The sequence below is a fragment of the Streptomyces sp. NPDC047022 genome (genome assembly GCF_040644155.1).
Lineage (GTDB): Bacteria > Actinomycetota > Actinomycetes > Streptomycetales > Streptomycetaceae > Streptomyces.
Map to the genome: position 1 here is coordinate 22,614 of NZ_JBEYVV010000013.1, position 23,368 is coordinate 45,981.

Consider the following 23,368-nt stretch of genomic DNA (forward strand, 5'->3'; position numbering starts at 1 on the left):
GTTGTTGCCTTTTGGTTACGCGACGGAATCTGTCGACCAGATGTCGACTCCACTACGGAAAGCGAGGACGGAGTGTCAGTGGTGCGTGCCACACTCGCGTGCATGGGGAAGATCGACACATGGGAAGCCCTGATCCGGGAGGTCCAGACGGGGGCGAGGGTCAAGTACCTCCACTTCTGGGGGCATCGTCCGCGCCGGGACGGAAGGGTGGGGTCGAGCTGCCTGAGCCAGTGGTGGCAGTCGCCGTTCACCGTGGACGGCGTCGAGTACGCGACGGCGGAGCACTGGATGATGGCGTCGAAGGCACGGCTCTTCGATGACGCGGAGGCGGAGCGCAAGGCCCTTCAGGCGCCGAACCCCGCGCTGGCCAAGAAGGCGGGGCGGCTGGTGCGCGGCTTCGACGACGCCGTGTGGCAGCGCGAGCGGTTCGCGATCGTGGTCGAGGGCAGCGTCCACAAGTTCGCCGCGCACACCGATCTGAGGGAGTTCCTGCTCGGCACGGGAGATCGCGTGCTGGTCGAGGCCAGTCCGGTGGACCGGATCTGGGGCATAGGCATGGCGGAGACGGACGAGGGGGCGGACGATCCACTGCGCTGGCGCGGTCCGAACCTGCTCGGGTTCGCGCTGATGGAGGCGCGCGAGCGGCTGAGAAAAGGGGCCGCCACCGCGTAGCGGGGCGGTGCGGGCCGGGGCCGGGCAGCACCGGCGGGGTGCCCGTGGAGGCACCCCGCCGGCGGGATGTCAGTCGGCCCGGGGTCTTTCGTTCGGATCATGCCTGATCCGGACGAAAGGCCCTGAGCGGGTCCGGCAAAGCCGGGTGCGGTTCCGTGGTGCCCTGAAGAGGCCCTGGGCCCTGTCGGTATGCGGCTCCGCCGCGCGGGCGCGGCCGGCCACGACGGACGACCAGGCGATGAACCGCAATTCCCGCGGAGCGCTCAGTTCATGGCCCCCATGACGCTGGCGAAGAGGAGCAGCCCCAGCAGCGGAAGGATCACCGTGGCGACGATGCCGAGGACGAGCCCCGACGTCGCCGCGCCCTTGTTGGTCGCCTCTCCGCGGTTTGCCCTGCCGCGTCCGATCGCGCCGAAGATGATCGCGAGGATTCCGAGGATCACCCCGACCCACCACAGCACGATGGTCAGGGCGCACACCGTGCCGATGATGCCGAGGACCATGCCCGCGGTTCCGAGACCGTTCTGCGGCTGCGGCATATAGCCGGACGCGTTGTAGTAGCCGCTCTGAGGCGCCACGGGGTACCCGGCCTGAGGCGCGGGAGGGTAGCCCGGGCCCGATTGCGGATATCCGTAGCCCGGGGCCTGCTGCGGCGCCGGAGGAACGGACGGAGGATTGCCGTAGCCACCTGGCCCGGCATACGGGTCGGACATGAACTGATCTCCCCTCGTTGACAGTCGGAACATCCTAATGGTCCAACCGGCACTGAGGGATACCGATATGCGAAGGCTGGTTGACGTCCCGGTGGCCGGGGCGTCGGCCCGTGTGTCCGGCTGTCAGCGGGCGACGACCGCCTGCTGGGTCACCCGCGTGGCGCCGTAGGAGTCGTCGTAGGGGTCGTCGTGGTGGTCCTTGAGGGCAGTGGAGATCCCGATGACGAACAGAACGATCACCAGGACGCCGAGGACGGTTCCGATGATCCCCATGATCAGTCCGGCTTGCGCCTGTCCCGGGTTGTTGGCCTCCCCCCGCGCGACGCGCTTGCGGGCGTTGATGGCGAGGACCAGGGCGATGACGCCCGTGATGACGGAGACCACGCCATAGAGGCAGAACAGCGCGCACGAGATGATGCCGAGCACCATCGCCGCGGTCCCCAGACCGTTCTGCGGCGCTATCGGCGCGCCGGGCCACCCCTGGTTCGGGTAGGCGGGATAGCTGTAGTCGCCCGGGCCGGGGCCGGTGGGCGCGATCGGCGGCGGGGGGAGCATCCCGTCCGCCGGACCCGCGGACGGCCCACCCGTCGCCGGTCCGAATCCGGGCGGAGCGTACCCCTGCGGGGGCGCGAACGCCTGCGGCGGCGCGGATGCCTGCGGCGGCACGAATCCGTCGGCACTCGGCATCGCGGTCATCGTCGGCATGTCATGCACGGTCGGCGTCGGGTCCGAGGGCTTGCTCAGCGAGGTCCCGCTGCCCGGCGGCGCCCATGGGTCGGCCACCTCCGCCGCGTCGCGCTTCGTCTCGTGCGCCTCGTCCGCCATTACCCGGCCCCCTCATTCGATGCTCCCGCCATGCTACGGGCCAGGTTCGCACACGCGATCGGCGCCTGCCCCCACCGGACTCCCGGCCTCCCATTCGAACGGTGCCGCCTACGATGTCCCTCGCACCACCGATCAGCCGATCATCCGCGCCGCCCGAGACGGCGCCGTTCCCTGGGAGGAACCCCTTGAGCGATCTGCATGCCTTCATCGCCGGGCTGCCCAAAGCCGAACTGCACGTACACCACGTCGGCTCCGCCTCCCCCCGCATCGTCTCGGAACTCGCCGCCCGCCACCCCGACTCCAAGGTGCCCACGGACCCGGAGGCACTGGCCGACTACTTCACGTTCACGGACTTCGCCCACTTCATCGAGGTCTATCTCTCGGTCGTGGACCTGGTCCGCACCCCGGAGGACGTCCGGCTGCTGACCTTCGAGGTCGCCCGCGATCTGGCCCGGCAGAACGTGCGCTACGCGGAGCTGACCATCACTCCCTACTCGTCGACCCGGCGCGGCATCGACGAGCGCGCGTTCATGGCCGCCATCGAGGACGCCCGCAAGGCCGCCGAATCCGAGCTGGGCGTGATCCTGCGCTGGTGCTTCGACATCCCGGGTGAGGCAGGGCTTCAGTCGGCCGAGGAGACCGCCCGCCTCGCGATCACCGACGGCATCCGGCCCGAGGGCCTGGTCTCCTTCGGCCTCGGCGGACCGGAGATCGGGGTGCCCCGGCCCCAGTTCAAGCCGTACTTCGACCGCGCCGTCGCCGCGGGCCTGCACTCCGTGCCGCACTCCGGTGAGACCACGGGCCCGCAGTCGATCTGGGACGCGCTGAACGAGCTGCGCGCCGAGCGCATCGGCCATGGCACGAGCGCCGCCCAGGACCCGGCGCTCCTGAAGCACCTCGCCGAGCACCGCATCCCGCTGGAGGTCTGCCCTACCTCCAACATCGCCACCCGCGCGGTGCGCACCCTCGATGAGCACCCGATCAAGGAGATGGTGCGGGCGGGCGTGCTGGTCACGATCAACTCGGACGACCCGCCGATGTTCGGAACCGACCTCAACAACGAGTACGCGGTGGCCGCACGGCTGCTGGAGCTGGACGAGCGGGGGCTCGCCTCACTCGCGAAGAACGCGGTCGAGGCGTCCTTCCTCGACAGCGCCGGCAAGGCCAGGATGACCGCCGAGATCGACTCCTACACCACGACGTGGCTGGCTCCCTGACCCTCCCGCCCCGGCGGTCCGGCACGCGCCGGACCGCCCCCACAATGGGCGCATGCACACCGTGACTGCCGTCGCCCATCGCGGCGACCCCTACCGCCACCGTGAGAACACGATCGCCTCGCTGCGTTCCGCGCTCCAGCAGGGCGCGGACGCGGTCGAGATCGACGTACGGCTCACCCGCGACGGCGTTCCCGTGCTCCTGCACGACGCGACGCTGAAACGGCTGTGGGAGCAGGACCGGCCGCTCGCCGCGCTGTCCTCGGACGAGGTGCGGGGGCTGACGGCGGGTGGCGTGCCGACCCTCGCTCAGGCGCTGGAGGCCACCGCCGGAAGCAGGGTCATGATCGACCTGCCGGGCGCGCCCTCGGCCCGGGCCGTACGCCGGATCGTGGACGTCGTCCGGCAGTACGACGCCGCGGAGCGGGTGTACTACTGCGCGGGGGCGCAGACCATGCTGGCCGTCCGCGCGGCCGACCCCTCGGCGGAGATCGCCCTGACCTGGACGAGCCTCGCTCCGCCGCGGCCCGGCGTACTGGACGCGGTGCGCCCGCGCTGGCTCAACTACCGCTTCAGCCTGGTCGACCGCGATCTGGCGGTCCGCGTGCACCGGGGTGGTCATCTGCTGTCCGTCTGGACGCCCGACACCCGCCGCTCGATGCGGAGGCTCCTCGCGGCGGGCGTGGACTCCATCACGACGAACCGCATCGAGACGTTGCGCGCGCTTCGGCAGGGCTGAAATGTGCGGGTGCGCTGCGCTGGGCGTTGCGGGGGTTTCCGTGCCCTTGCCCTTGCCGGGCGCGTTCCGCCGCCGTGTGCCTGCGGCTGCGTGGGGGGTATTGCGCAGTTCCCCGCGCCCCCATCCGGTGCACCCCGCCGCCACATGTCTGCGGGTACGTGGGGGGTATTGCGCAGTTCCCCGCGCCCCCATCCGGTGCACCCCGCCGCCACATGTCTGCGGGTACGTGGGGGGGTATTGCGCAGTTCCCCGCGCCCCCATCCGGTGCACCCCGCCGCCATATGTCTGCGGGTACGTGGGGGGTGTTGCGCAGTTCCCCGCGCCCCCATCGGGTGCACCCCGCCGCCCATACCTGCGGGTACGTGGTGGGCTCCGGGCCGGTAGCGCCCCGTCAGGGGCGCGGGGGACTGTGCGAGCAACCGCAGCGCACCCGCGGTGGACAGTGGGCGCAGGAAGCCACAACGCACGCGCACGTCAGGACGCGCCCCCGAGCGGAGCGCTCACGGCCGCTCGCGCCCGAGCGACACGTACGGCCTGAGACAACCCCGCGATGTCATACGCCCCGTCATGCCGACGCCCGTTGACGAAGAACGTGGGCGTCCCCGCCACGCCGCTCAGATCCGCCGACTCCACGTCCTCCGCGATCCGCACCGCACCCGCCCGCGACAGCATGTCCCGTTCGAACCGCTCCATGTCCAGCCCGGGCAGGGCGGCATAGCGCCGCAGGTCCCCCAGGTCCAGGGCACCCTGGTGGCTGAGCAGCAGATCGTGCATCTCCCAGAAGCGACCCTGCAGCGCCGCCGCCCCCGCGGCCTCCGCGGCGAGTTGTGCGTGCACATGGACATCGCTCAGCGGGAAGTGCCGCCACACATACCGCACGTCGCCGAAGTCCCCGAGCAGTTCGCGGACGGCCTGCTCCGCCTGTCCGCAGAACGGGCACTCGTAGTCGCCGTACTCCACGATGGTCACCGGCGCTTCGCGCGGCCCGCGCACATGGTCACGGTGAAGGTCCACGGGCACCGCCAGGTCGGTGATCGTCTCCGCTCTGCCGAACACTGCCCGCAGTTGCAGCGGGCGCGGCAGCATCCGGATGACTCCGGTGACCAGCCTGCTCGTCACGAAGGAGGCGGCCACCGCGCTCAGGATGCCGATCTTCGCGTCCTGGAGCCGGGTTCCGCCGAACGCCAGCGTGGCGATGAGCAGGGAGACCGTGAAGCCGACCCCGGCCAGGGTTCCGCCCGTGACCACGGCTCCCCAGCCGACCGGTACCCGGATCCGCCCACGGCTCACGACCGTGGCCAGGGCCGTGGAGCCGATGATGCCGAGCGGCTTGCCGACGACATAGCCCAGGAAGATGCCCAGGGTGATGGGCGAGGTGAAGGCACGGGCCAGCTGACTGCCGCTGACCGGGATGCCCGCGTTGGCCAGGGCGAAGAGAGGTACGACGACATAGCCCGCCCACGGGTGGAACAGGCGCTGCAGCCGCGCGTTCGGTGAGATCGCCGAGGCGAGCCCGGCGCGTACTGTGCGCTCCAGTTCGGGGGTGGGCTGCTCGCGGAAGAGCCGGAACAGGCCGGTCGCCCGCTCCAGGTCGGTGCGTGCCGCCGGATACGCGTAGGTGAGCAGCCCCATGGCGAGGCCGATGACCACGGGATCCACCCCCGATTCCAGCAGCGCGACCCAGGCGATGATCGCCGCGATCGCGTAGACGACGCCCCTGCGGACCCCGAGCCACCGCACCAGCAGGACGACGGCGAAGACACCGACGGCCACCAGCAGCGCCGGCACCGCCAGACGGTCGGTGTAGGCGACGGCGATGACGCCGAGGGCGAGGAAGTCGTCCACCACGGTGATCGTGAGGATGAAGACCCGCAGTCCTGGCGGCATACGGCGTCCGACCACGGCGAGCATGCCCAGGGCGAAGGCGGTGTCGGTGGACATCGCCGCGCCCCAGCCCCGCGTCGTTCCATGGCCGACGTTGAACGCGAGGTAGATGGCGATCGGCACGAGCATGCCGCTGAGTCCCGCGGCGAGCGACAGGGCCAGCCGGGTGCGGTCGCGCAGCTCGCCCATGTCGAACTCGCGGCGCGCTTCCAGGCCGACGACGAAGAAGAACACGGTCATAAGGCCGCTGTTCACCCATGCGCGCAACGGGAGCGACACACCGTAGGGGCCGATCCGGACCGACAGGTGCGTGTGCCAGAACGACTCATAGGCCAAGGGCACCGCGTCGGCCCAGAGGACGGCGGCGAGTGCCGCCGCCACCAGGACGGCGGCGCTCCCGGTCTCGGTCCGCAGGAAGTCGCGCAGCGGGGAGTGCGTGCCGCTGCGGCACGCGGTCTGCCCCGTGTAGTCCGTGGCTTCGAAGGACATCCCGCACTCGCCCTCAGGCGCCGGTGGTCAGCACCATGCGGAAGCGCGCCGCCCCTGACAGCATGCGCGCGAACGCGTCGTTGACCTCCTCCAGCGGCATCGACTCGATCATCGGGCGCACACCGAAGAGCGCGCTGAAGGCCATGGTGTTCTCGACCTCCGACGCCGTGCCCGACGGATGACCGATCACGGACTGGGTTCCGGAGATCAGTTGAAGGGGCGTCACACCGATCGGCTGATCCGACACCCCGATCACGACCAGCTGTCCGTGCGGCGCGAGCCCGTCGACCGTCGCCTCCATGGCGGCGGAGCTGGCCGCGGTACCGAGGACGGCCTTCGCTCCGCCCAGTTCCTTCAGCTCCTGCGCGGGATCGGAGGCCGAGCTGTCGATGTAGTGGTGCGCGCCCAGATCGCGGGCCAGGCTCTCCTTGTCCCGGCCACGGGCGATCGCCACGGTCTCGAAGCCCATCTTCGCCGCGAACTGGACGCCCAGATGCCCGAGGCCTCCCACCCCGAGGACGGCGACGAGGTCACCGGCCCGGGCCACACTGCTGCGCAGCCCCATGAAGGAGGTCACCCCGGCGCACCCGAGCGGGGCGGCCTCGGCGGCCGTCAGGCCCTCGGGGATGCGCGCCAAAGCCTGGACGGGCGCGACCATGTGGGTGGCGTATCCGCCGTCGTAGGCCCAGCCGGGCACCTTCAGATTGACGCAGCTCATGAAGTCGCCCTGGCGGCAGGGACCGCAGTGCCCGCAGTTCCCGCCGAACCAGCCGACCTCGACCCGGTCGCCGACGTTCCAGTCGGCCGCCTCTTCGCCCACCGCGTCGATCCGTCCGGCCACTTCGTGTCCGGGCACGAGCGGGAACCGGGTGCCCGGGAACGGGGTCTGGACCATCACCGCGTCGGTATGGCAGATGCCCGCGGCCTCGACGGCGATGCGCACATGTCCCGGCCCCGGCTCAGGGCTCTCCCGCTCGACGAGCTCGAACCGCCCTCCGGGCTCCGCCACCTGGGCCACTCGCATGACAGACATGGCCTTCCTCTCCATCCCGCTTCGCATAGGACCGGTCGACTGCCGCGCGACTGCCGCCCGACTGCCGACCGACCACCGGTCGGTTACCGACCGACTTGCGACCGGCTTCCGACCGACTTCCGGCCGACAGGGAAGGATCATGTCGTTTTCATGCCGAATGGTCCGGTAAGCCGCGCCGCTGCACGGGAACCCCGGGGGTCGGTGCGGCGTCCCCAGGGCAGAACCACTGCACAGATGCCTTGGGGGGCGCGCTTCATGAGTTCCGAGATCTACTTCAGCAACAACTACCGCGACATGTGCCAGCAGCAGGGCACCGGCGCCGGGTTCCAGTTCGAGTTCTACTGCTCTCGCTGCTCCGACACCTGGCGCTCGCCGTTCGAGCCGTTCAGAGCCGGGCAGATGGCCGGCTGGCTGACGAAGGGGATGAACGCTGCCTGGTCGGTGGTGGGCGGCGCGGGCCGCGGTGTGTCGGACGCGGCCGACGGCCTGGCGGGGGCGAGCTTCGGTACCCAGCGGGACGCGGCGTTCACCCGGGCCATCGACAACGCGCAGGGGCACTTCAACCGCTGCCCCCGTTGCACGGGCTGTGTCTGCGCCCGCTGCTGGAACCCGGGGCAGGGACTGTGTCTGACCTGCTCTCCGGACACCGCCGCCGAGGCCCAGGCAGCGCAGCAGAGGGGCCTCAACGACATGGTCGCTCAGCGCGCGTACGACGATGGACAGCAGCGCGGGCAGAGCTACGACGCCACGACGCCACGCCAGCTGGTGTGCCCGCACTGCCGTACCGAGACGCGCGGCGCCGCATTCTGTCCCGGCTGCGGACACCGCCTGGGCCAGACGGTGAGCTGCGGGGCCTGCCACCAGGACCTGCCGGACGGTGCGGCCTTCTGCCCGGCGTGCGGCGCCCGGCGCTGACCGACGGGGCGGGGCGGCGCGGGCTTCTGGGCGCAGCTCAGTGCGCCGCGCCGCCCACGCCCACCGCTCGGCCCGCCTCGGCCCAGTTGGCCCGCAGCCGGTCCAGGTAGGACCGGGCCTGACTGCCGGGGGCGGCGCCGCGGGCGAAGGCGAGCATGTTGCCCGCCCCGGCGTTGTAGCCGAGGGCCAGCAGTTCGTCCTTGCTGTACGACGCGGACCAGGCGGCGGGCAGTTGGGCCGCGAGATCGTGGAGATACCATGCCTCGGCCTCGATGGCGAGGTCACGGTCGTCGGGCAGTTCCTCCCAGCGGCGGTTCGCGAAGTCGCGGCCCTTCTTGGTGCCGTCGAAGGTCGCGCGATGCATGTTCGCGATGCCGAAGGCGGCATCCGGCTTGTACTTCTGCCACGCCCGTTCGAAATCCGGGTCATGGGGTTTGTACGCCTCGTTGTACAGGATCGCCATCAGCAGCTGGGCGCTGACGCCCGTCTTACGAGCCCCGGCGCGCACCTGGGATGCGTAGTCGGCGGGGTCGTACGACGAAGCGATCGGCGACGGGGAAGGGCTCGCCCCGCCGGACTTGCTCGCCGCGCCGGAGGGCGAGGCGGACGGAGACGGGCCGGTACCGGAGTGGGACGGGGCGTCCGACTGCGGGGTGCCCGCCGCGCGGATGATGACGTAGAGGGCCAGGACGAACACGGCGACGGCCATCCACCGTCGCCGCCACGACCGGACATCGGCCATGTGCCACCCTCTTTCGCGCGGTCCTCTCCCGTCCCGCCCCGTCTGCTCGCCCCGGCCCGGCGTTCGGCTTCGCCGGTCACTCCTCGTAGAAGTTGTTCACCACCACATCGGGTTCATCGTCGTCGAACGCCTCGTTGAGCAGCGCACCGCCGATCAGGCCGGCCGCACCGGCGCCGATGAGCGCGCCCGCGCCGAACCGGCGTCCGCCCTGCTCCTCGTGATGGTGGTGGTCGTAAGACTCCCCGTACGGCTGTGCGTACCCCTGCTGGGGGTACCCCTGCTGGGGATAGCCCTGCTGCGGGTAGCCCTGAGGGTATCCCTGCTGGACCGGCGGCTGCGGATACCCCTGCTGGGGCGGCGTGTAGAACGGCGGGGGCGTGCTCTGCACCCGCTGCGCGCAACTGCCGCACGCCTGCACCGGCCTGGGCACGCCCCACTGCGGGGACCAGGTCACGGTCATCGCGCCGGGGCCGTGGCCGGGGTCGAAGAAGCAGGTCACGGAAGGACTCCCTGTCGGTTGTGGTGGTGGTGGTGCGGACGCCGTCGCCGGCGCCATCGGCCGCGCGGCGACCGGCGCCGGAACCGCCGGCGGCGCGGGAGCGGGGGCGGGCGGTACATAGGTGGCGGCGGGTGGAGCGGCCGTCTGCTGAGCAGTCGGGGATGCGGGTCCCGTGTCCTCGCGCAGGACGCTCACCCCGTAGTCGGAGGCGATGCCCGCGAGCCCCGAGGCGTACCCCTGGCCGATCGCACGGAACTTCCACTCCGCCCCATGGCGGTACAACTCGCCGAACACCAGGGCGGTCTCGGCGGCCGGTCCTGAGGCACCCAGCTGATAGCGCGCCAGTTCGGCGCCGCCCTCCTGGTCGACGACCCGGATATGGGCGCCGCGCACCTGTCCGAAGCTCTGGCCGCGGGCCGAGGCGTCGTACAGCGCCACCGGAAAGACGATCTTCACGACGTCGGACGGCACCCGGGTGAGGTCGACGTGGATCTGCTGGTCGTCCGGCCCACCGGAGCCGCCGCCACTGGTGTGGCGCACCGAACCGTCGGGACTGCTCGGGTTGTTGTAGAAGACGAAGTGCTCGTCCGAGAGGACCTTCCCCGACTGGTCGCACAGCAACGCCCCGCCGTCCGGATCAAGACCGGCGTCCGCCTTCCAGCCCAGCCCGACCGTCACCGCCGTCAGGCCGGGGGCCTGCTTGCTCAGCGACACGTTGCCGCCCTTGGCCAGGGCCACGCTCATGAACATCCTCCGCAGCTGTCCGTCGTACCGCGCTCACTCTGATCAACGCGATCCGGGCCCACCCGGTTCCCTGTTTGCGCAATGCCTAAATTAAGTGACGGGCCGAGCGTGAAGGACGCGCACCACCGTGCCGGATCCTGCCTTTTGGAACATGGGAGGGGGCACCCCGACTCCTCCGGGTACCAGAACTGCCGTTCCCACGCCGCACCGTGGGGGAATCGTCGGCGCGCCGCCCGGCGGGCCGGCGACCGGCGTCACAAGCCCACGATCGCGTTCCACCGCCGTGCGAACTCGAGGCGCTCGGTGGACTTGATGTCCCGCGCGATCACCAGGCGTTGGCGCATGGAGGCGTCCGGGAAGATCAGCGGGTTTTCGGCGAGGGCCGCGGTGTCCTTGTCCGTGGAGGCGGCGAGGATGTCCTGGGCGGCCGGGACGGGGCAGACGTAGTTCACCCAGGCGGCGAGTTCCGCGGCGATCTCCGGCCGGTAGTAGTGGTCGACCAGCCGCTCGGCGCTCGCCTTGTGGCCGGCCAGGTCGGGGATCATCATCGAGTCGGCCCACAGCTCCGCGCCCTCTTCGGGGACGACGAAGCGGATGTCGGGGTTGTCCGCCTGAAGCTGGATCACATCGCCCGAGTACGCCTGACAGGCCAGGACGTCACCGCTGACCAGGTCCTTGGTGTAGTCGTTGCCGGTGAACCGGCGGATCTGGCCGCTGCGCACATGCCGCTCGACCTGGTCGCAGATGCGGTGGAAGTCGTCGGCGGTCCACTCGGTGACGTCCACACCGTTGCCCTGCATCAGCAGCGCGTACGCCTCGTCCAGTCCCGACAGCAGCGTGACGCGGCCCTTGAGGTCGCTCGCCCACAACTCCGAGACGTGCCGGATCTCCCGGCCCAGCTTTCGGCGGTTGTAGGCGATACCGGTGATCCCGGACTGCCAGGGCACGGTGAACTTCCGCCCCGGGTCGAAGCTGGGCGAGCGCAGCAGCGGGTCGAGGTACCGGGCCACGTTCGGCTGGCGGGACCGGTCCATCTCCTGCACCCAGCCGAGGTGCACGAACCGCGCGCACATCCAGTCGCTGAGGACGATCAGATCGCGTCCGGGCCGCTGGTGGTTCATGAGCGCCGGACTGATCTTGCCGAAGAACTCGTCGTTGTCGTTGATCTCTTCCGAGTAGTCCACGGCGATGCCGGTGCGCTTCTGGAACGCGTCCAGCGTGGGACGCCTGTTCGGGTGCTGGTCGTCGGTGTCTATGTAGAGGGGCCAGTTGGCCACGGTCAGCCGCTTGTCCCGGGTGGAGAGATCCGCTCCGGAACGGTCACCGGGTGCCACATACGCGGCGGGAACACCACAGCCGGCGAGCGCGCCGAGCAGTGCGCCACCGCCGAGGGCGCGCAGCAGGGACCGGCGGGCGGGCGCGGGAGTCATCGGGGTCCGGTGCACAGCGGAAGCATGCCGCCGGCCCTCGCCACCGGGCAATCGACGCCCCGTCGAGCCGCTCGGCGGTATCCCGACACCTTGTCAACCCCGGGAGTTTCCGGGAGGGGAGAGACCGGTCCCGCCGCGCCGTCGCGTCCGCCCGTGTTCCGGGACACGTCGGCCCCGGGCGGAACGCCGCGGCCCCGGACGGGAATCTCCCGTCCGGGGCCGTACACGGTCGCCGTGTGCCGCCTACGCGTCCAGCGACGTCATCACGTGCTTGATGCGCGTGTAGTCGTCGAAGCCGTACGCCGACAGGTCCTTGCCGTAGCCGGACTTCTTGAAGCCGCCGTGCGGCATCTCCGCGACCAGCGGGATGTGCGTGTTGATCCACACGCAGCCGAAGTCGAGGGCCTTGGACATCCGCATCGCGCGGGAGTGGTCCTTCGTCCAGACCGAGGAGGCGAGGGCGTACTCGACGCCGTTCGCGTACTCGACGGCCTGCGCCTCGTCCGTGAAGGACTGGACGGTGATGACCGGGCCGAAGACCTCCTTCTGGATGATCTCGTCGTCCTGCTTGACGCCGGAGACGACGGTCGGCGCGTAGAAGTAGCCCTTGTCGCCGACCTGGTGACCGCCGGCCTCGACCTTCGCGTGCGCGGGCAGCCGCTCGATGAAGCCGGAGACCTGCTTGAGCTGGTTCGGGTTGTTGAGGGGCCCGAAGAGCACGTCCTCGTCGTCCGGCCGGCCCGTCTTGGTCTCGGCCGCGGCCTTGGCCAGCGCGGCCACGAACTCGTCGTGGATGGACTGGTGGACGAGGACACGGGTGGCGGCCGTGCAGTCCTGGCCGGCGTTGAAGAAGCCCGCCACCGAGATGTCCTCGACGGCCTTGGCGATGTCGGAGTCCTCGAAGACGACGACCGGCGCCTTGCCGCCGAGCTCCAGGTGCACCCGCTTGAGGTCCTTGGATGCGGACTCGGCGACGGACATGCCCGCACGGACGGAGCCGGTGATCGAGGCCATCGCCGGGGTCGGGTGCTCGACCATCATCCGGCCGGTGTCGCGGTCGCCCGTGATGACGTTGAAGACGCCCTTCGGCAGAATCGCGCCGATGATCTCGGCGATCAGGACCGTGGACGCCGGGGTGGTGTCCGAGGGCTTGAGGACGACGGTGTTGCCCGCGGCGATGGCCGGGGCGAACTTCCACACCGCCATCATCATCGGGTAGTTCCACGGCGCGACCTGGGCGCAGACGCCGACCGGCTCACGGCGGACGATCGAGGTCATCCCCTCCATGTACTCGCCGGCCGAGCGGCCCTCGAGCATACGGGCGGCGCCCGCGAAGAAGCGGATCTGGTCGACCATCGGCGGGATCTCCTCCGACCGGGTCAGACCGACCGGCTTGCCGGTGTTCTCGACCTCGGCGGCGATCAGGTCCTCGGCCCGCTCCTCGAAGGCGTCGGCGATCTTGAGGAGGGCCTTCTGGCGCTCCGCGGGCGTGGTGTCACGCCAGGCCGGGAAGGCCGCTGCCGCGGCCGCCATCGCGGCGTCGACGTCCGCCTGCCCGGACAGCGGGGCGGTCGCATAAGCCTCGCCCGTGGCGGGGTTGACCACCTCGGTGGTGCGTCCGTCGGCGGCGTCACGGAATTCGCCGTCGATGTAGTTGCGCAGACGACGCAGCTCGCTGCTCACAGCCTGCCCTCCAAGTTCGGATGTCCAATCACTGAGACACCCACCCTAGTCCGTGGCCCCACGTTTTCAACAGTCCTGATTGCGTCACCGCTGCGAAATCCGCAGGCTCATCACATAGAAACAACGAATTTCATTGATCGAGCCTTGCGAAACTATCGAGACGTCGTGCAGAGTGAGGTTGTGGCCAGTCGAAGCGCAGATCAAAAGGACTCCCGCGAGTCCAGGAACGGCAGCTCCCATCTGGATGCCGTCTCCCTCGCCATCATCGAGCAGCTCCAGGAGGACGGCCGTCGGCCGTACGCCGCGATCGGCAAGGCGGTGGGCCTCTCCGAGGCGGCCGTGCGCCAGCGCGTCCAGAAGCTGCTCGACCAGGGCGTGATGCAGATCGTCGCCGTCACGGACCCGCTCACCGTGGGCTTCCGCAGGCAGGCGATGGTCGGGATCAACGTCGAGGGCGATGTGGAGTCCGTCGCCGACGCGCTGACCGCGATGCCCGACTGCGAGTACGTGGTGATGACCGCAGGCTCGTTCGACCTGATGGTGGAGATCGTCTGCGAGGACGACGACCACCTGCTGGACGTCATCAACAAACGCATCCGGGCCCTCCCCGGCGTGCGCTCCACCGAGAGCTTCGTCTACCTCAAGCTCAAGAAGCAGACCTACATGTGGGGAACCCGATAGCCGTGAGTACCAAGGACCTCAGCCAGACCGCGTACGACCACCTGTGGATGCACTTCACCCGCATGTCCTCGTACGAGAACGCGCCCGTCCCCACCATCGTCCGGGGCGAGGGCACCTACATCTACGACGACAAGGGGAAGCGGTACCTCGACGGACTCGCCGGTCTGTTCGTCGTACAGGCAGGTCACGGCCGCACCGAACTGGCGGAGACCGCGTTCAAGCAGGCGCAGGAGCTCGCGTTCTTCCCGGTGTGGTCCTACGCCCACCCCAAGGCCGTGGAGCTGGCCGAGCGCCTCGCGGACTACGCGCCGGGCGACCTGAACAAGGTCTTCTTCACCACGGGCGGCGGCGAGGCGGTCGAGACCGCCTGGAAGCTGGCCAAGCAGTACTTCAAGCTGGTGGGCAAGCCCACCAAGCACAAGGTCATCTCGCGTGCCGTCGCCTACCACGGCACCCCCCAGGGCGCCCTGTCCATCACCGGCCTGCCGGGCCTGAAGGCCCCCTTCGAGCCGCTGGTGCCGGGCGCGCACAAGGTGCCGAACACCAACATCTACCGTGCGCCGATCTTCGGTGACGACCCGGAGGCGTTCGGCCGCTGGGCCGCCGACCAGATCGAGCAGCAGATCCTCTTCGAGGGCCCGGACACGGTCGCCGCGGTCTTCCTGGAGCCGGTGCAGAACGCCGGCGGCTGCTTCCCGCCGCCGCCCGGCTACTTCCAGCGCGTGCGCGAGATCTGCGACAAGTACGACGTGCTGCTCGTCTCGGACGAGGTCATCTGCGCCTTCGGCCGCCTCGGCACGATGTTCGCGTGCGACAAGTTCGGCTACGTCCCGGACATGATCACCTGCGCCAAGGGCATGACCTCGGGCTACTCCCCCATAGGGGCGTGCATCGTCTCCGACCGGCTGGCCGAGCCGTTCTACAAGGGCGACAACACCTTCCTGCACGGCTACACGTTCGGTGGTCACCCGGTCTCCGCGGCCGTGGGCCTCGCCAACCTGGACCTGTTCGAGCGCGAGGGCCTCAACCAGCACGTGCTCGACAACGAGTCCGCGTTCCTCACGACCCTGCAGAAGCTGCACGACCTGCCGATCGTCGGCGACGTCCGCGGCAACGGCTTCTTCTACGGCATCGAGCTGGTCAAGGACAAGGCGACCAAGGAGTCCTTCAACGAGGAGGAGACCGAGCGCGTCCTGTACGGCTACCTGTCCAAGGCCCTGTTCGACAACGGCCTGTACTGCCGTGCCGACGACCGCGGTGACCCGGTCGTCCAGCTGGCCCCGCCGCTGATCTCCAACCAGGAGACGTTCGACGAGATCGAGCAGATCCTGCGGGCGACGCTGAAGGAGGCGTGGACCAAGCTCTGAACCATCGGTCTGAACGACCGGTCTGAACGACCGGCCGTGAGCCGCCCGGGCCCTGAACCGCCCGAGCTCCCGACCAGCCGAGACACCGATCATCCTTCTGGATGATCAACAGACGGCCCCGAGTCGCCCGTTCGAGTGAGAAACGGCGGCCCGGGGCCGCTGCTGTCCCAGGCTCCCGGCACCGACTGCCTAGCGTGCGCAGTGACCGATCGCTCCTGCCTTCGTTCCCCCGAACGGGTTCCCTTCCCGGGAGCCCGGCACGGGAACACGGACCTGAACCGAGGTGTACGCGATGGTGGCCCCGCCGGACAACGACGTTCTCTGGGCTCGCGCCCTGCACTTCCAGCACAACGACTCGCCTGCACTGTGCGGTGTCTCGCTCGGTGTACGCGAGGGCGAGATCCTCGCCGTCACCGGCCCGCGCGGCAGCGGCAAGACGACGCTTCTCCAGTGCCTGGCGGGCGTGCTTCCCGCCCGGCAGGGCGAAGTCTGGTTCAACAGCACACCGGTGCACACGATGGGCTCGCTCGCACGGGAACGACTGCGGCGCGACCGGTTCGGCTGGATCGATCCGTCGCCCCTGCTCCTGCCCGAGCTCAACGCCTGGGAGAACGCCGCGCTGCCGCTGATGCTGCGCGGCACGAGCCGCCGCCGGGCCAAGGCCGCCGCCCTGGAGTGGCTGGAGCGACTGGACATCGGCGGCTGCGCCCGAACGCGCCCCCCTCAGCTCTCCCGGCCGGAGCGCCAGCGGATCGCCGTGGCGCGAGCGCTCGCCGCGTGCCCGACCGTGCTCTTCGCGGACGAGCCGACCGCCTCGCTCCACCGCGCCGAGGGCGCCCAGGTACTGCGCACACTCACCTCGGCGGCCCGGTCGCACGGCATCACGGTCGTCCTGGCCGCACACCACGAGGACGCCACGGCCGTAGCCGACCGCAGTGTGTCGCTGCTGGACGGACGGCAGGTGAACACCGTCCATCTGCCACCGGTGACCGAGGAAGGCCGGGCACCGTGCTCGCTCTCCGTCTAGCCCGCGGGGCACGCCCCCTCGTCCAGCTCCGGCGGCTCCTGGTGGCGGCGGCCTCGGCGGGCACGGGCTTTCTGCTGCTGTGCACGCTGGGCTACGCGCTGATGCACCCCGAGACGCCGGACCGCGCGTCGCTGAGGCTGCTGTGGTGCCTCGCGCCGATGGCCGCCACGGTGTACTTCGCCGTCGCGGTCGCCCGTACCGACCCGGGCACGCGACCCCGCTCGGGTCTGGCGACGATCGGCCTCGGCCCGGCCCGGATGATGGCCCTCTCGTCGGCGACCACGGCGTTGTCGACCCTGTTCGGCTCGCTGCTGGCGCTGCTGGCCTTCCTGCATCTGCGCGGCGATCTGCCGGGGACGCCGCTCAATGGAGCGGGACCCACGTTCCTCGCCTCCGACCAGCCGCTTCCCCTGCCCGCCACGCTCACGCTCCTCGCGCTGGTGCCGTTCACGGCATCCGTGGCGAGCGCGTTCGCCCTGCGCCCCAAGGACGGACGACCGCCGCGCGCAGGGCGGCGAGGGGACGCCGGAACGCGGGCCGGCGCCGCGCCGGACACCTTCAATGAGCCTGACATCTCAGACATCCCGGCCACCCCCGGTTCCCCGGGTGAGGCGTCCGCGCCGGACGGGCTCCCGGACGCACCGCCCGTTCCGGGCGGACTTCCCTGGGGTGTGGCGGCGCTCGCCGCCGGACTGGCCGTGGAGACGCACGCGAGCCAGGCCGCCCGGTCACCCGGGCTGCATCTGCCCGGCGGCATCGCGAGCGGGCCCCTGTGGGTCCTGGCGGGCTGGGCCCTGACCTCACTGGGGCTGGCCCTGGCCGGGCCCGCGCTCGCCCACCTGTGCGGCAAGCTGCTGCAGTCCGCTCGCCCCGGCGCCCTGCGGCTGCTCGCCGGGCGGGGGCTCCAGGAGGAGGCACGGCGGATCGGAGGGCCGCTCGGCGTGGTGTGCGCTGTGGCGTCGGGGGCGTACGCGACGGCGGCACTGTACGGCGGCACGCAGCCGTCCTTCGGTCCGCTGGCCGTACTCGGCGCCGTCCTCGTGGCGGGCTGCGCGCTCGCGACGCTGGCGACCGCCGCCGTCGAGGCGCGGCAGGAGCGCTCCGAGTCCATCGCGGCGCTGGTGCGGATGGGCGCGCCTGCCAGGGTGCTGCGCACCTCGGCGCTGCTGCGTGCCGCCGCCCTTGCGGTGGTGTTCGTACCGGTCACCTGGCTGGTCGCGGAGCTGGCTGCGATCCCGCTGGCTCGCTGACCGCCCGCGGCGCGCGGGCCCGCGGAAAGTTCTTCGGGTCCGGGCGATGAGTTCGGCGACGGCCGGGGGTCTGTCCTCCCGTAACAACGGTGCATCACGCGGAGCACCCCACGAAAGCACCTCACGGAACACCACCGAGCCATCACCGAGACGTCACCGGGAGAGAGCACCCATGTACCAGCAGATGATCTTCGTGAACCTGCCCGTCGCCGACGTGGACGCGTCGAAGAAGTTCTTCACGGAACTGGGCTACACGATCAACCCGCAGTTCACGACGGACGACTGCGCCTGCGTGGTGATCAGCGACACCATCGTCGCGATGCTGCTGGGCAGGCAGCGCTACGCCGATTTCACGACGAAGGAGATCGCCGACGCCACGCGGACCAGCGAGGTGCTGCTGTGCCTGAGCGCCGAGAGCCGGGAGAAGGTGGACGAGTTGGTCGACAAGGCTCTGGCGGCGGGCGGCAAGGGCAGCGGGGAGGCTATGGACCACGGTTACATGTACGGCCGCGCCTTCGACGATCTGGATGGCCACACCTGGGAGGTCATGTGGATGGACCCGGCGGCGGTGCAGGGCTGAACACGCCCAGTCGAACGGGTGTGCAAGTGCGGGGCGGTTGAGCGGTTCCCGCGGGGTTCAAACGCCATGATGATTAATGAGCGGGCAAAGACGACGGTCATGCCGGACATCGGCGTTGACAGCAGTCAGTAGCCCCCGTTAGACAGGTGAGCCCCTTGGGGTTGTTGTTGTCTGGACAACAACAACCCCCATACCCCCCGCAGTTGCGCATCCCGCGAAGGGCAATCGTGTCCATAACCTCCCGCACCGCACGAACGGTGCGCATCGTCGGCGTCACTTCGGTGGGCGCCGCGCTCGCGCTCGGCGTCGCCGGCAACGCGTTCGCCTGCTCGATCGGTGATTTCTCGGCCGTCGCGTCCTGCGACAGCAACGGCAAGGGCGTCATCACCGTCAGCGACACCGACGCCTCGCGTCAGACGGCGACCGTCTCGGTATACCTGGAGTCCAACGGCGCCGACGCGAAGCAGGTCGGTGTACAGACCGTCAAGGGCACCAAGAAGGGCGCCACGGTCTCGTTCCCCGAGGACTGGACCCCCAAGGCTCAGTACCGTGTCCGCGTCACCGTGGCGGGCATCCTCGACACGGACCTCAAGGCCCCCCTGTTCGCGCCGGACAAGGCCTGCCAGACCTCGGAGACCACTCCCCCGGCATCCGGGACCCCGAAGCCGTCGGCCACTCCGTCCTCGTCCTCCGCCCCGTCGGCCACGCCGTCGGAGTCGGGCAGCACGGCTCCCGCCGCCGCCGGGAGCAACTTCCCCTCGCCGGCGGCAGGTACGTCCAACCTGGCCGAGACCGGTGCCGGCTCCAGCACGCCCATGATCGCCGGGATCGCCGGCGGCCTGGTCCTCATCGGCGGCGGCGCGGTCTTCTTCGGCATGCGCCGTCGCGGCGCCTCGAAGAACGGCTGACACCGCAGCAGACGCAGACGAAGGCCCGCCTCTTTCCGGGGCGGGCCTTTCGTGCGTCCAGGAGCGACCGCCTCCCGTGTCTACAGCTCTCCCCGGTCCCCGGAAGCGTCCCCGAGGACCACGACGTCCGCCGCCTCGAACACGACGCCCACCTCGTCCCCTGGCTCGGGTGCCGCCCGCAGCGGGCATTCCGCCTCCAGCGCGGGCGCGCCCTCGGGCTGGAGGCGCACCGCGACATGGGTGCCGCGGAAGGTGCGCGCGGCCACGGTGCAGCGCAGACCCCCGGCCGCGTCCACGAACCGTACTCCGGCGGGCCGGACGAGCAGGGTGCCCTGTCCCTGCGGGGAACCTCGCAGGACCGGGAGTCTGCCCCACGGCGTGTCCGCGGTCTCACCGGCGACGGTCGCCTCCACCACGTTCTCGAAGCCGAGGAAGCGGGCCACGAACCCGTCCGCCGGGCGCTGCCACACCTCAAGTGGCGTACCGGACTGGGCGATCCGCCCGTCACGCATCACCAAGACCCGGTCCGCGAGCGCGAACGCCTCGCCCTGGTCGTGGGTGACGGCCAGTACGGTCGTACCCAACTGTCTGAAAAGGGCGCGCAGTTCGACCACGAGACGCTCACGCAGTGACCGGTCGAGCTGGCCCAGCGGCTCGTCCAGCATCAGCAGGCGGGGCCTGGGCGCGAGGGCCCGGGCGAGCGCGACGCGCTGCTGTTCGCCGCCGGAGAGCGAGGCGACGGCCCTGCGCGCGGCGCCGGGCAACCCGACGAGCTCCAGCAACTCACCTACACGGGCGTCCCGTTCGGCGCGAGCGATGCCCTGCATACGCAGCCCGAACGCGACGTTGCCGCCCACGTCGCGCTGCGGGAACAGCTGGTGGTCCTGGAACATGAGCCCTACGCCGCGCCGGTGCGCGGGTACCCCGTGCAGATCCCGGCCACCAAGGAACAGCCGTCCGCCGTCGAGGGGTTGCAGCCCCGCCACGGCCCGCAGCAGCGTCGACTTTCCGCTGCCACTGGGTCCCAGCACACATACGGTCTCGTGCTCGGCGACGTCGAGGCCGATCCCGTCGAGCGCGGCGCGCCCCGGGAAGCGCACGGTGGCTCCCTCAAGCCTGAGCATCGTCACCACTCCCCCGCCGTCCGGTCCGTCCGCAGCCTCTCGAGGACCAGCAGCGACACCGCGCACACCACCATCAGAATCGTCGAAAGAGCCATCGCCTCGCCGTAGTTGAGTTCTCCGGGCCGTGAGAGCAACCGGGCCACCGCAACGGGCAGCGTGGGGTTGTCGGGCCGCGCGATGAACACGGTCGCCCCGAACTCGCCCAGCGACACGGCGAAGGCGAACCCGGCGGCGATCAGCAGGGCCCGCCGCACGATCGGCAGGTCCACCTCCCGCCACACCCGCCACGGCGACGCGCCGAGCACGGAGGCGGCCTCCCGCAGCCGCTCGTCCACGGCGCGCAGCACGGGCAGCATGGTGCGCACGACGAAGGGGGCGCCCACCAGCGCCTGCGCGAGCGGCACCAGGATCCAGGAGCCGCGCAGGTCGAGCGGCGGCTTGTCCAGGGCGATCAGGAAGCCGAAGCCGACGGTCACGGCGGACACACCGAGCGGCAGCATCAGCAGCGCGTCGAAGCCCCTCACCAGACGCCCGGCGTCCCTGCGGGCCAGAGCCGCCGCGGCGAGCGATCCGATCAGCACCGCGATCGCCGTCGCCGCGACGGCGTACTGGAGCGAGACACCGACCGCGTCGATCGGCGGGACCAGGAACGTGCCACCGTCGTCATGCGTCAGCGCCTTGTAGTACGCGAACCCGGATGCGTCGAGTGATCGCGCCACGAGGACCGCCGGGGGCAGCACGAGCAGGACGGCGACGGTGACGAGGACCGAGCCGAGCAGCGCCCACTGGCCCGTGCCGCGGGGCCTGCTCGCGGTGCGGGACGCGTCGACCAGACGCAGCGCGCTCTCCCGGCGGCGCACCGTCCAGGCGTGCAGCGCCAGGATCGCTCCCACCGCGGCGAACTGGACGAGCGTCAGCACGGCGGCGGTCGACAGGTCGAAGATCTCCGAGGTCTGGCGGTAGATCTCCACTTCCAGCGTGGAGAAGGTGGGGCCACCGAGAATCTGCACCACGCCGAACGAGGTGAAGGTGAACAGGAACACCATCAGCGCGGCGGCGGCCAGAGCCGGGCCCAGCGCGGGCAGCGTCACCTTTCGCCAGGCACCGAAGCGGGAGGCGCCGAGGACGCGCGCCGCGTCCTCCTGGCGGGGGTCGAGTTGCGCCCACAGTCCGCCGACCGTGCGGACGACGACCGCGTAGTTGAAGAAGACATGGGCGAGCAGGATGGCCCATACGGTGGTGTCGAGACGTACGCCCCACAGATCGTCCAGGAGCCCGCCCCGGCCGACGAGCGCAAGGAAGGCGGTGCCCACGACGACCGTCGGCAGGACGAACGGGACGGTGACGACCGCGCGCAGCACCTGCTTGCCCGGGAAGTCCAGCCGCGCGAAGACATAGGCGCCGGGCAGCGCGATCAGCAGCGTGAGCGCGGTGGAGGCGAGCGCCTGCCAGGTCGTGAACCACAGCACATGCCGGATGTCCGGCCCCGCGAGCACGTCCGTGATCCGCCCGAACCGCCACACCCCGTCGGCGTGGAGACCACGCGAGACGATCGCGCCGACGGGGTAGGCGAAGAAGACCGCGAAGAACGCGACGGGCACGGCCATGAGGGCCGTCCGCGCCGCGCTCCCCCACCTCCTTGGAGCCGCGTCGTCCGTCCTGGCCGCTCCGGCCTGGCCGGCTGCTTCGCCTACTTCAGTACGAGCGAGGTCCACGACTTGACCCAGGGGTCGCGATTGGCTGCGATCTTGGCCGGGGCCATGATTTCCGGGCTGGTGGCCGCGGGACCGTACTCGGTGAACTCGGCCGGCACCTTCGCGCCCTGGACGACCGGGTAGACGTACATGTTGAACGGCATGTCCTCCTGGAACTGCCTGGTGAGCAGGAAGTCGATGAACGCCTTGGCACCCTTGGGGTTGTGGGCGTGGCCGAGCAGGCCCGCGAACTCGATCTGGCGGAAACAGGTGCCGCTCGCGACGCCGGTCGGGGCGGTCTTCGGCCGCGGCTTGGCGTAGACGACCTCGGCGGGCGGCGAGGAGGCGTACGACACGACGAGCGGACGGTCGCCGCCCGCCTTCCTTCCGCCGGCCGAACCGGAGAACTCCTGGTCGTAGGCCTGCTCCCAGCCGTCGACCACCTTGACGCCGTTGGCCTTGAGCTTCGTCCAGTACTCCTGCCAGCCCTTGTCCCCGTACTTCGCGGCGGTGCCGAGCAGGAAGCCCAGGCCGGGCGAGGAGGTGGAGGCGTTCTCGGTGACGAGGAGGTTCTTGTACGCGGGCTGGGTCAGATCGTCGAAGGAGGTGGGCGGCGTCAGCTTGTGGTCGGCGAAGTACTTCTTGTCGTAGTTGACGCAGATGTCGCCGTAGTCGATCGGTGTGACCCGGTGCTTGTCCGCGTCGAGCTGGAAGCGCGCGTCGACCTGGCCGAGCCCCTTGGCCTGGTACGGCTGGAACAGCCCGTTGTCGAGGGCCCGCGAGAGCAGGGTGTTGTCCACGCCGAAGAAGACGTCGCCCTGCGGGTTGTCCTTGGTGAGGATCGCCTTGTTGACTGCCTGGCCCGCGTCGCCGTCCTCCAGCACCTTGACCTTGTAGCCGGACTGCTTCTCGAAGGCCGCGATGACGCTCTTGGACGCGGCCCATGAGTCGTGGCTGACGAGAGTCACGGTGGTTGAGTCACCGCCGCCCGCGCTCGTGGAGCCGGACGACCCGCACGCGGTCAACGTGACCATGCCCAGCCCGACGGCCAGGGCCGCGAACTGCCTGCCGGTGATGCTCACTGGATTCCTCCTGGGTGACCAGGAAGAGACGCGGCCCTGCCCAAACGCCCCCGAAGGGAACCCGGGCAGGGCA

At 70.5% G+C, this 23,368-nt stretch carries 20 protein-coding genes and 1 pseudogene; 10 read left to right on the forward strand and 11 right to left on the reverse strand.

Translation table 11 applies throughout. From position 1 onward, the window contains the following. The first annotated feature begins 102 nt into the window (after positions 1 to 102). Positions 103 to 672 carry an NADAR family protein gene (locus tag ABZ845_RS16155; RefSeq protein ID WP_360979150.1) on the forward strand — a complete coding sequence of 190 codons (570 nt, stop codon included), beginning with the start codon at positions 103 to 105 and terminating at the stop codon, positions 670 to 672. Positions 673 to 935: 263 nt separating this feature from the next. Here ABZ845_RS16155 and ABZ845_RS16160 read toward each other — a convergent pair whose 3' ends face one another. Together ABZ845_RS16160 and ABZ845_RS16165 are read right to left on the reverse strand one after the other, a co-directional pair. Beyond that, entirely contained in the window at positions 936 to 1,385 is a 450-nt protein-coding gene (locus ABZ845_RS16160) for a DUF4190 domain-containing protein (protein ID WP_360979153.1), read from the reverse strand. A 123-nt stretch (positions 1,386 to 1,508) separates the two neighbouring features. After that, the gene (locus tag ABZ845_RS16165) at positions 1,509 to 2,210 is read right to left on the reverse strand and encodes a DUF4190 domain-containing protein (RefSeq protein WP_360979156.1); all 702 of its coding nucleotides are present in this window, start codon (positions 2,208 to 2,210) and stop codon (positions 1,509 to 1,511) included. Positions 2,211 to 2,395: 185 nt separating this feature from the next. Here ABZ845_RS16165 and ABZ845_RS16170 point away from each other — a divergent pair, with 185 nt between their 5' ends. Then, positions 2,396 to 3,427 carry an adenosine deaminase gene (locus tag ABZ845_RS16170; RefSeq protein ID WP_360979159.1) on the forward strand — a complete coding sequence of 344 codons (1,032 nt, stop codon included), beginning with the start codon at positions 2,396 to 2,398 and terminating at the stop codon, positions 3,425 to 3,427. A 52-nt stretch (positions 3,428 to 3,479) separates the two neighbouring features. Further along, on the forward strand, positions 3,480 to 4,163 hold the full coding sequence (locus tag ABZ845_RS16175) for a glycerophosphodiester phosphodiesterase (RefSeq protein ID WP_360979162.1): 684 nt from the start codon (positions 3,480 to 3,482) through the stop codon (positions 4,161 to 4,163). 474 nt (positions 4,164 to 4,637) lie between these two features. Here the strand turns inward: ABZ845_RS16175 and nhaA are convergent, their stop codons facing one another. Both nhaA and ABZ845_RS16185 read right to left on the reverse strand, forming a co-directional pair. Further along, positions 4,638 to 6,536, reverse strand: coding sequence for a Na+/H+ antiporter NhaA (gene nhaA, locus ABZ845_RS16180; RefSeq protein ID WP_360979165.1), 1,899 nt, complete (start codon positions 6,534 to 6,536; stop codon positions 4,638 to 4,640). A gap of 13 nt (positions 6,537 to 6,549) precedes the next feature. Continuing rightward, the gene (locus ABZ845_RS16185) at positions 6,550 to 7,569 is read right to left on the reverse strand and encodes an alcohol dehydrogenase (RefSeq protein WP_360979168.1); all 1,020 of its coding nucleotides are present in this window, start codon (positions 7,567 to 7,569) and stop codon (positions 6,550 to 6,552) included. 255 nt (positions 7,570 to 7,824) lie between these two features. Here ABZ845_RS16185 and ABZ845_RS16190 point away from each other — a divergent pair, with 255 nt between their 5' ends. Further along, complete coding sequence (locus ABZ845_RS16190; RefSeq protein ID WP_360979171.1) at positions 7,825 to 8,484, forward strand: zinc ribbon domain-containing protein; 660 nt, start codon at positions 7,825 to 7,827, stop codon at positions 8,482 to 8,484. 37 nt (positions 8,485 to 8,521) lie between these two features. Here the strand turns inward: ABZ845_RS16190 and ABZ845_RS16195 are convergent, their stop codons facing one another. The 4 genes and pseudogenes from ABZ845_RS16195 to ABZ845_RS16210 form a co-directional block, all read right to left on the reverse strand. Further along, entirely contained in the window at positions 8,522 to 9,226 is a 705-nt protein-coding gene (locus tag ABZ845_RS16195; RefSeq protein ID WP_360979174.1) for a lytic transglycosylase domain-containing protein, read from the reverse strand. Between the two features lie 685 nt (positions 9,227 to 9,911). After that, positions 9,912 to 10,469, reverse strand: a pseudogene (locus tag ABZ845_RS16200) (TerD family protein); the annotation flags it as partial. A gap of 254 nt (positions 10,470 to 10,723) precedes the next feature. Further along, positions 10,724 to 11,914 carry a spermidine/putrescine ABC transporter substrate-binding protein gene (locus ABZ845_RS16205; RefSeq protein ID WP_360979177.1) on the reverse strand — a complete coding sequence of 397 codons (1,191 nt, stop codon included), beginning with the start codon at positions 11,912 to 11,914 and terminating at the stop codon, positions 10,724 to 10,726. Between the two features lie 228 nt (positions 11,915 to 12,142). Continuing rightward, entirely contained in the window at positions 12,143 to 13,582 is a 1,440-nt protein-coding gene (locus tag ABZ845_RS16210; protein WP_360979180.1) for a gamma-aminobutyraldehyde dehydrogenase, read from the reverse strand. A 165-nt stretch (positions 13,583 to 13,747) separates the two neighbouring features. On the opposite strand from ABZ845_RS16210, the gene ABZ845_RS16215 reads away from it, so the two are divergent. The 6 genes from ABZ845_RS16215 to ABZ845_RS16240 all read left to right on the forward strand — a co-directional run bounded on the left by ABZ845_RS16215 (position 13,748) and on the right by ABZ845_RS16240 (position 19,395). Next, entirely contained in the window at positions 13,748 to 14,263 is a 516-nt protein-coding gene (locus tag ABZ845_RS16215; RefSeq protein ID WP_360979183.1) for an Lrp/AsnC family transcriptional regulator, read from the forward strand. Then, positions 14,248 to 15,630: an aspartate aminotransferase family protein gene (locus ABZ845_RS16220; protein ID WP_360979186.1), complete on the forward strand. Its 1,383-nt coding sequence runs from the start codon at positions 14,248 to 14,250 to the stop codon at positions 15,628 to 15,630. Before ABZ845_RS16215 ends, ABZ845_RS16220 begins: the two co-directional genes overlap by 16 nt. Positions 15,631 to 15,922: 292 nt before the next feature. Beyond that, on the forward strand, positions 15,923 to 16,657 hold the full coding sequence (locus ABZ845_RS16225; RefSeq protein WP_360979189.1) for an ATP-binding cassette domain-containing protein: 735 nt from the start codon (positions 15,923 to 15,925) through the stop codon (positions 16,655 to 16,657). Beyond that, positions 16,639 to 17,907: a hypothetical protein gene (locus ABZ845_RS16230; protein ID WP_360979192.1), complete on the forward strand. Its 1,269-nt coding sequence runs from the start codon at positions 16,639 to 16,641 to the stop codon at positions 17,905 to 17,907. The genes ABZ845_RS16225 and ABZ845_RS16230 overlap by 19 nt, the downstream gene beginning before the upstream one ends. 172 nt (positions 17,908 to 18,079) lie before the next feature. After that, entirely contained in the window at positions 18,080 to 18,487 is a 408-nt protein-coding gene (locus ABZ845_RS16235; protein ID WP_360979195.1) for a VOC family protein, read from the forward strand. 227 nt (positions 18,488 to 18,714) lie between these two features. Further along, positions 18,715 to 19,395 (forward strand): LAETG motif-containing sortase-dependent surface protein, encoded by a 681-nt coding sequence (locus ABZ845_RS16240; protein ID WP_360979198.1) that lies wholly within the window; start codon positions 18,715 to 18,717, stop codon positions 19,393 to 19,395. A gap of 80 nt (positions 19,396 to 19,475) precedes the next feature. Here ABZ845_RS16240 and ABZ845_RS16245 read toward each other — a convergent pair whose 3' ends face one another. The 3 genes from ABZ845_RS16245 to ABZ845_RS16255 form a co-directional block, all read right to left on the reverse strand. Then, positions 19,476 to 20,519 carry an ABC transporter ATP-binding protein gene (locus ABZ845_RS16245; RefSeq protein WP_360979201.1) on the reverse strand — a complete coding sequence of 348 codons (1,044 nt, stop codon included), beginning with the start codon at positions 20,517 to 20,519 and terminating at the stop codon, positions 19,476 to 19,478. A gap of 2 nt (positions 20,520 to 20,521) precedes the next feature. Continuing rightward, positions 20,522 to 22,126 (reverse strand): iron ABC transporter permease, encoded by a 1,605-nt coding sequence (locus tag ABZ845_RS16250; protein ID WP_360979204.1) that lies wholly within the window; start codon positions 22,124 to 22,126, stop codon positions 20,522 to 20,524. Between the two features lie 83 nt (positions 22,127 to 22,209). After that, a complete protein-coding gene (locus ABZ845_RS16255) occupies positions 22,210 to 23,289 on the reverse strand; it encodes a thiamine ABC transporter substrate-binding protein (protein ID WP_360979472.1) in 1,080 nt (359 codons plus the stop codon). Between the last annotated feature and the right edge of the window lie 79 nt (positions 23,290 to 23,368).

Excerpts from the sequence above, each read along its gene's own strand:
- ABZ845_RS16155 (WP_360979150.1), top strand. The coding sequence starts at position 103 with ATGGGGAAGATCGACACATGGGAAGCCCTGATCCGGGAGGTCCAGACG.
- ABZ845_RS16160 (WP_360979153.1), bottom strand. The coding sequence starts at position 1,385 with ATGTCCGACCCGTATGCCGGGCCAGGTGGCTACGGCAATCCTCCGTCC.
- ABZ845_RS16165 (WP_360979156.1), bottom strand. The coding sequence starts at position 2,210 with ATGGCGGACGAGGCGCACGAGACGAAGCGCGACGCGGCGGAGGTGGCC.
- ABZ845_RS16175 (WP_360979162.1), top strand. The coding sequence starts at position 3,480 with ATGCACACCGTGACTGCCGTCGCCCATCGCGGCGACCCCTACCGCCAC.
- nhaA (WP_360979165.1), bottom strand. The coding sequence starts at position 6,536 with ATGTCCTTCGAAGCCACGGACTACACGGGGCAGACCGCGTGCCGCAGC.
- ABZ845_RS16185 (WP_360979168.1), bottom strand. The coding sequence starts at position 7,569 with ATGTCTGTCATGCGAGTGGCCCAGGTGGCGGAGCCCGGAGGGCGGTTC.
- ABZ845_RS16190 (WP_360979171.1), top strand. The coding sequence starts at position 7,825 with ATGAGTTCCGAGATCTACTTCAGCAACAACTACCGCGACATGTGCCAG.
- ABZ845_RS16195 (WP_360979174.1), bottom strand. The coding sequence starts at position 9,226 with ATGGCCGATGTCCGGTCGTGGCGGCGACGGTGGATGGCCGTCGCCGTG.
- ABZ845_RS16225 (WP_360979189.1), top strand. The coding sequence starts at position 15,923 with ATGGTGGCCCCGCCGGACAACGACGTTCTCTGGGCTCGCGCCCTGCAC.
- ABZ845_RS16235 (WP_360979195.1), top strand. The coding sequence starts at position 18,080 with ATGTACCAGCAGATGATCTTCGTGAACCTGCCCGTCGCCGACGTGGAC.
- ABZ845_RS16245 (WP_360979201.1), bottom strand. The coding sequence starts at position 20,519 with ATGCTCAGGCTTGAGGGAGCCACCGTGCGCTTCCCGGGGCGCGCCGCG.
- ABZ845_RS16250 (WP_360979204.1), bottom strand. The coding sequence starts at position 22,126 with ATGGCCGTGCCCGTCGCGTTCTTCGCGGTCTTCTTCGCCTACCCCGTC.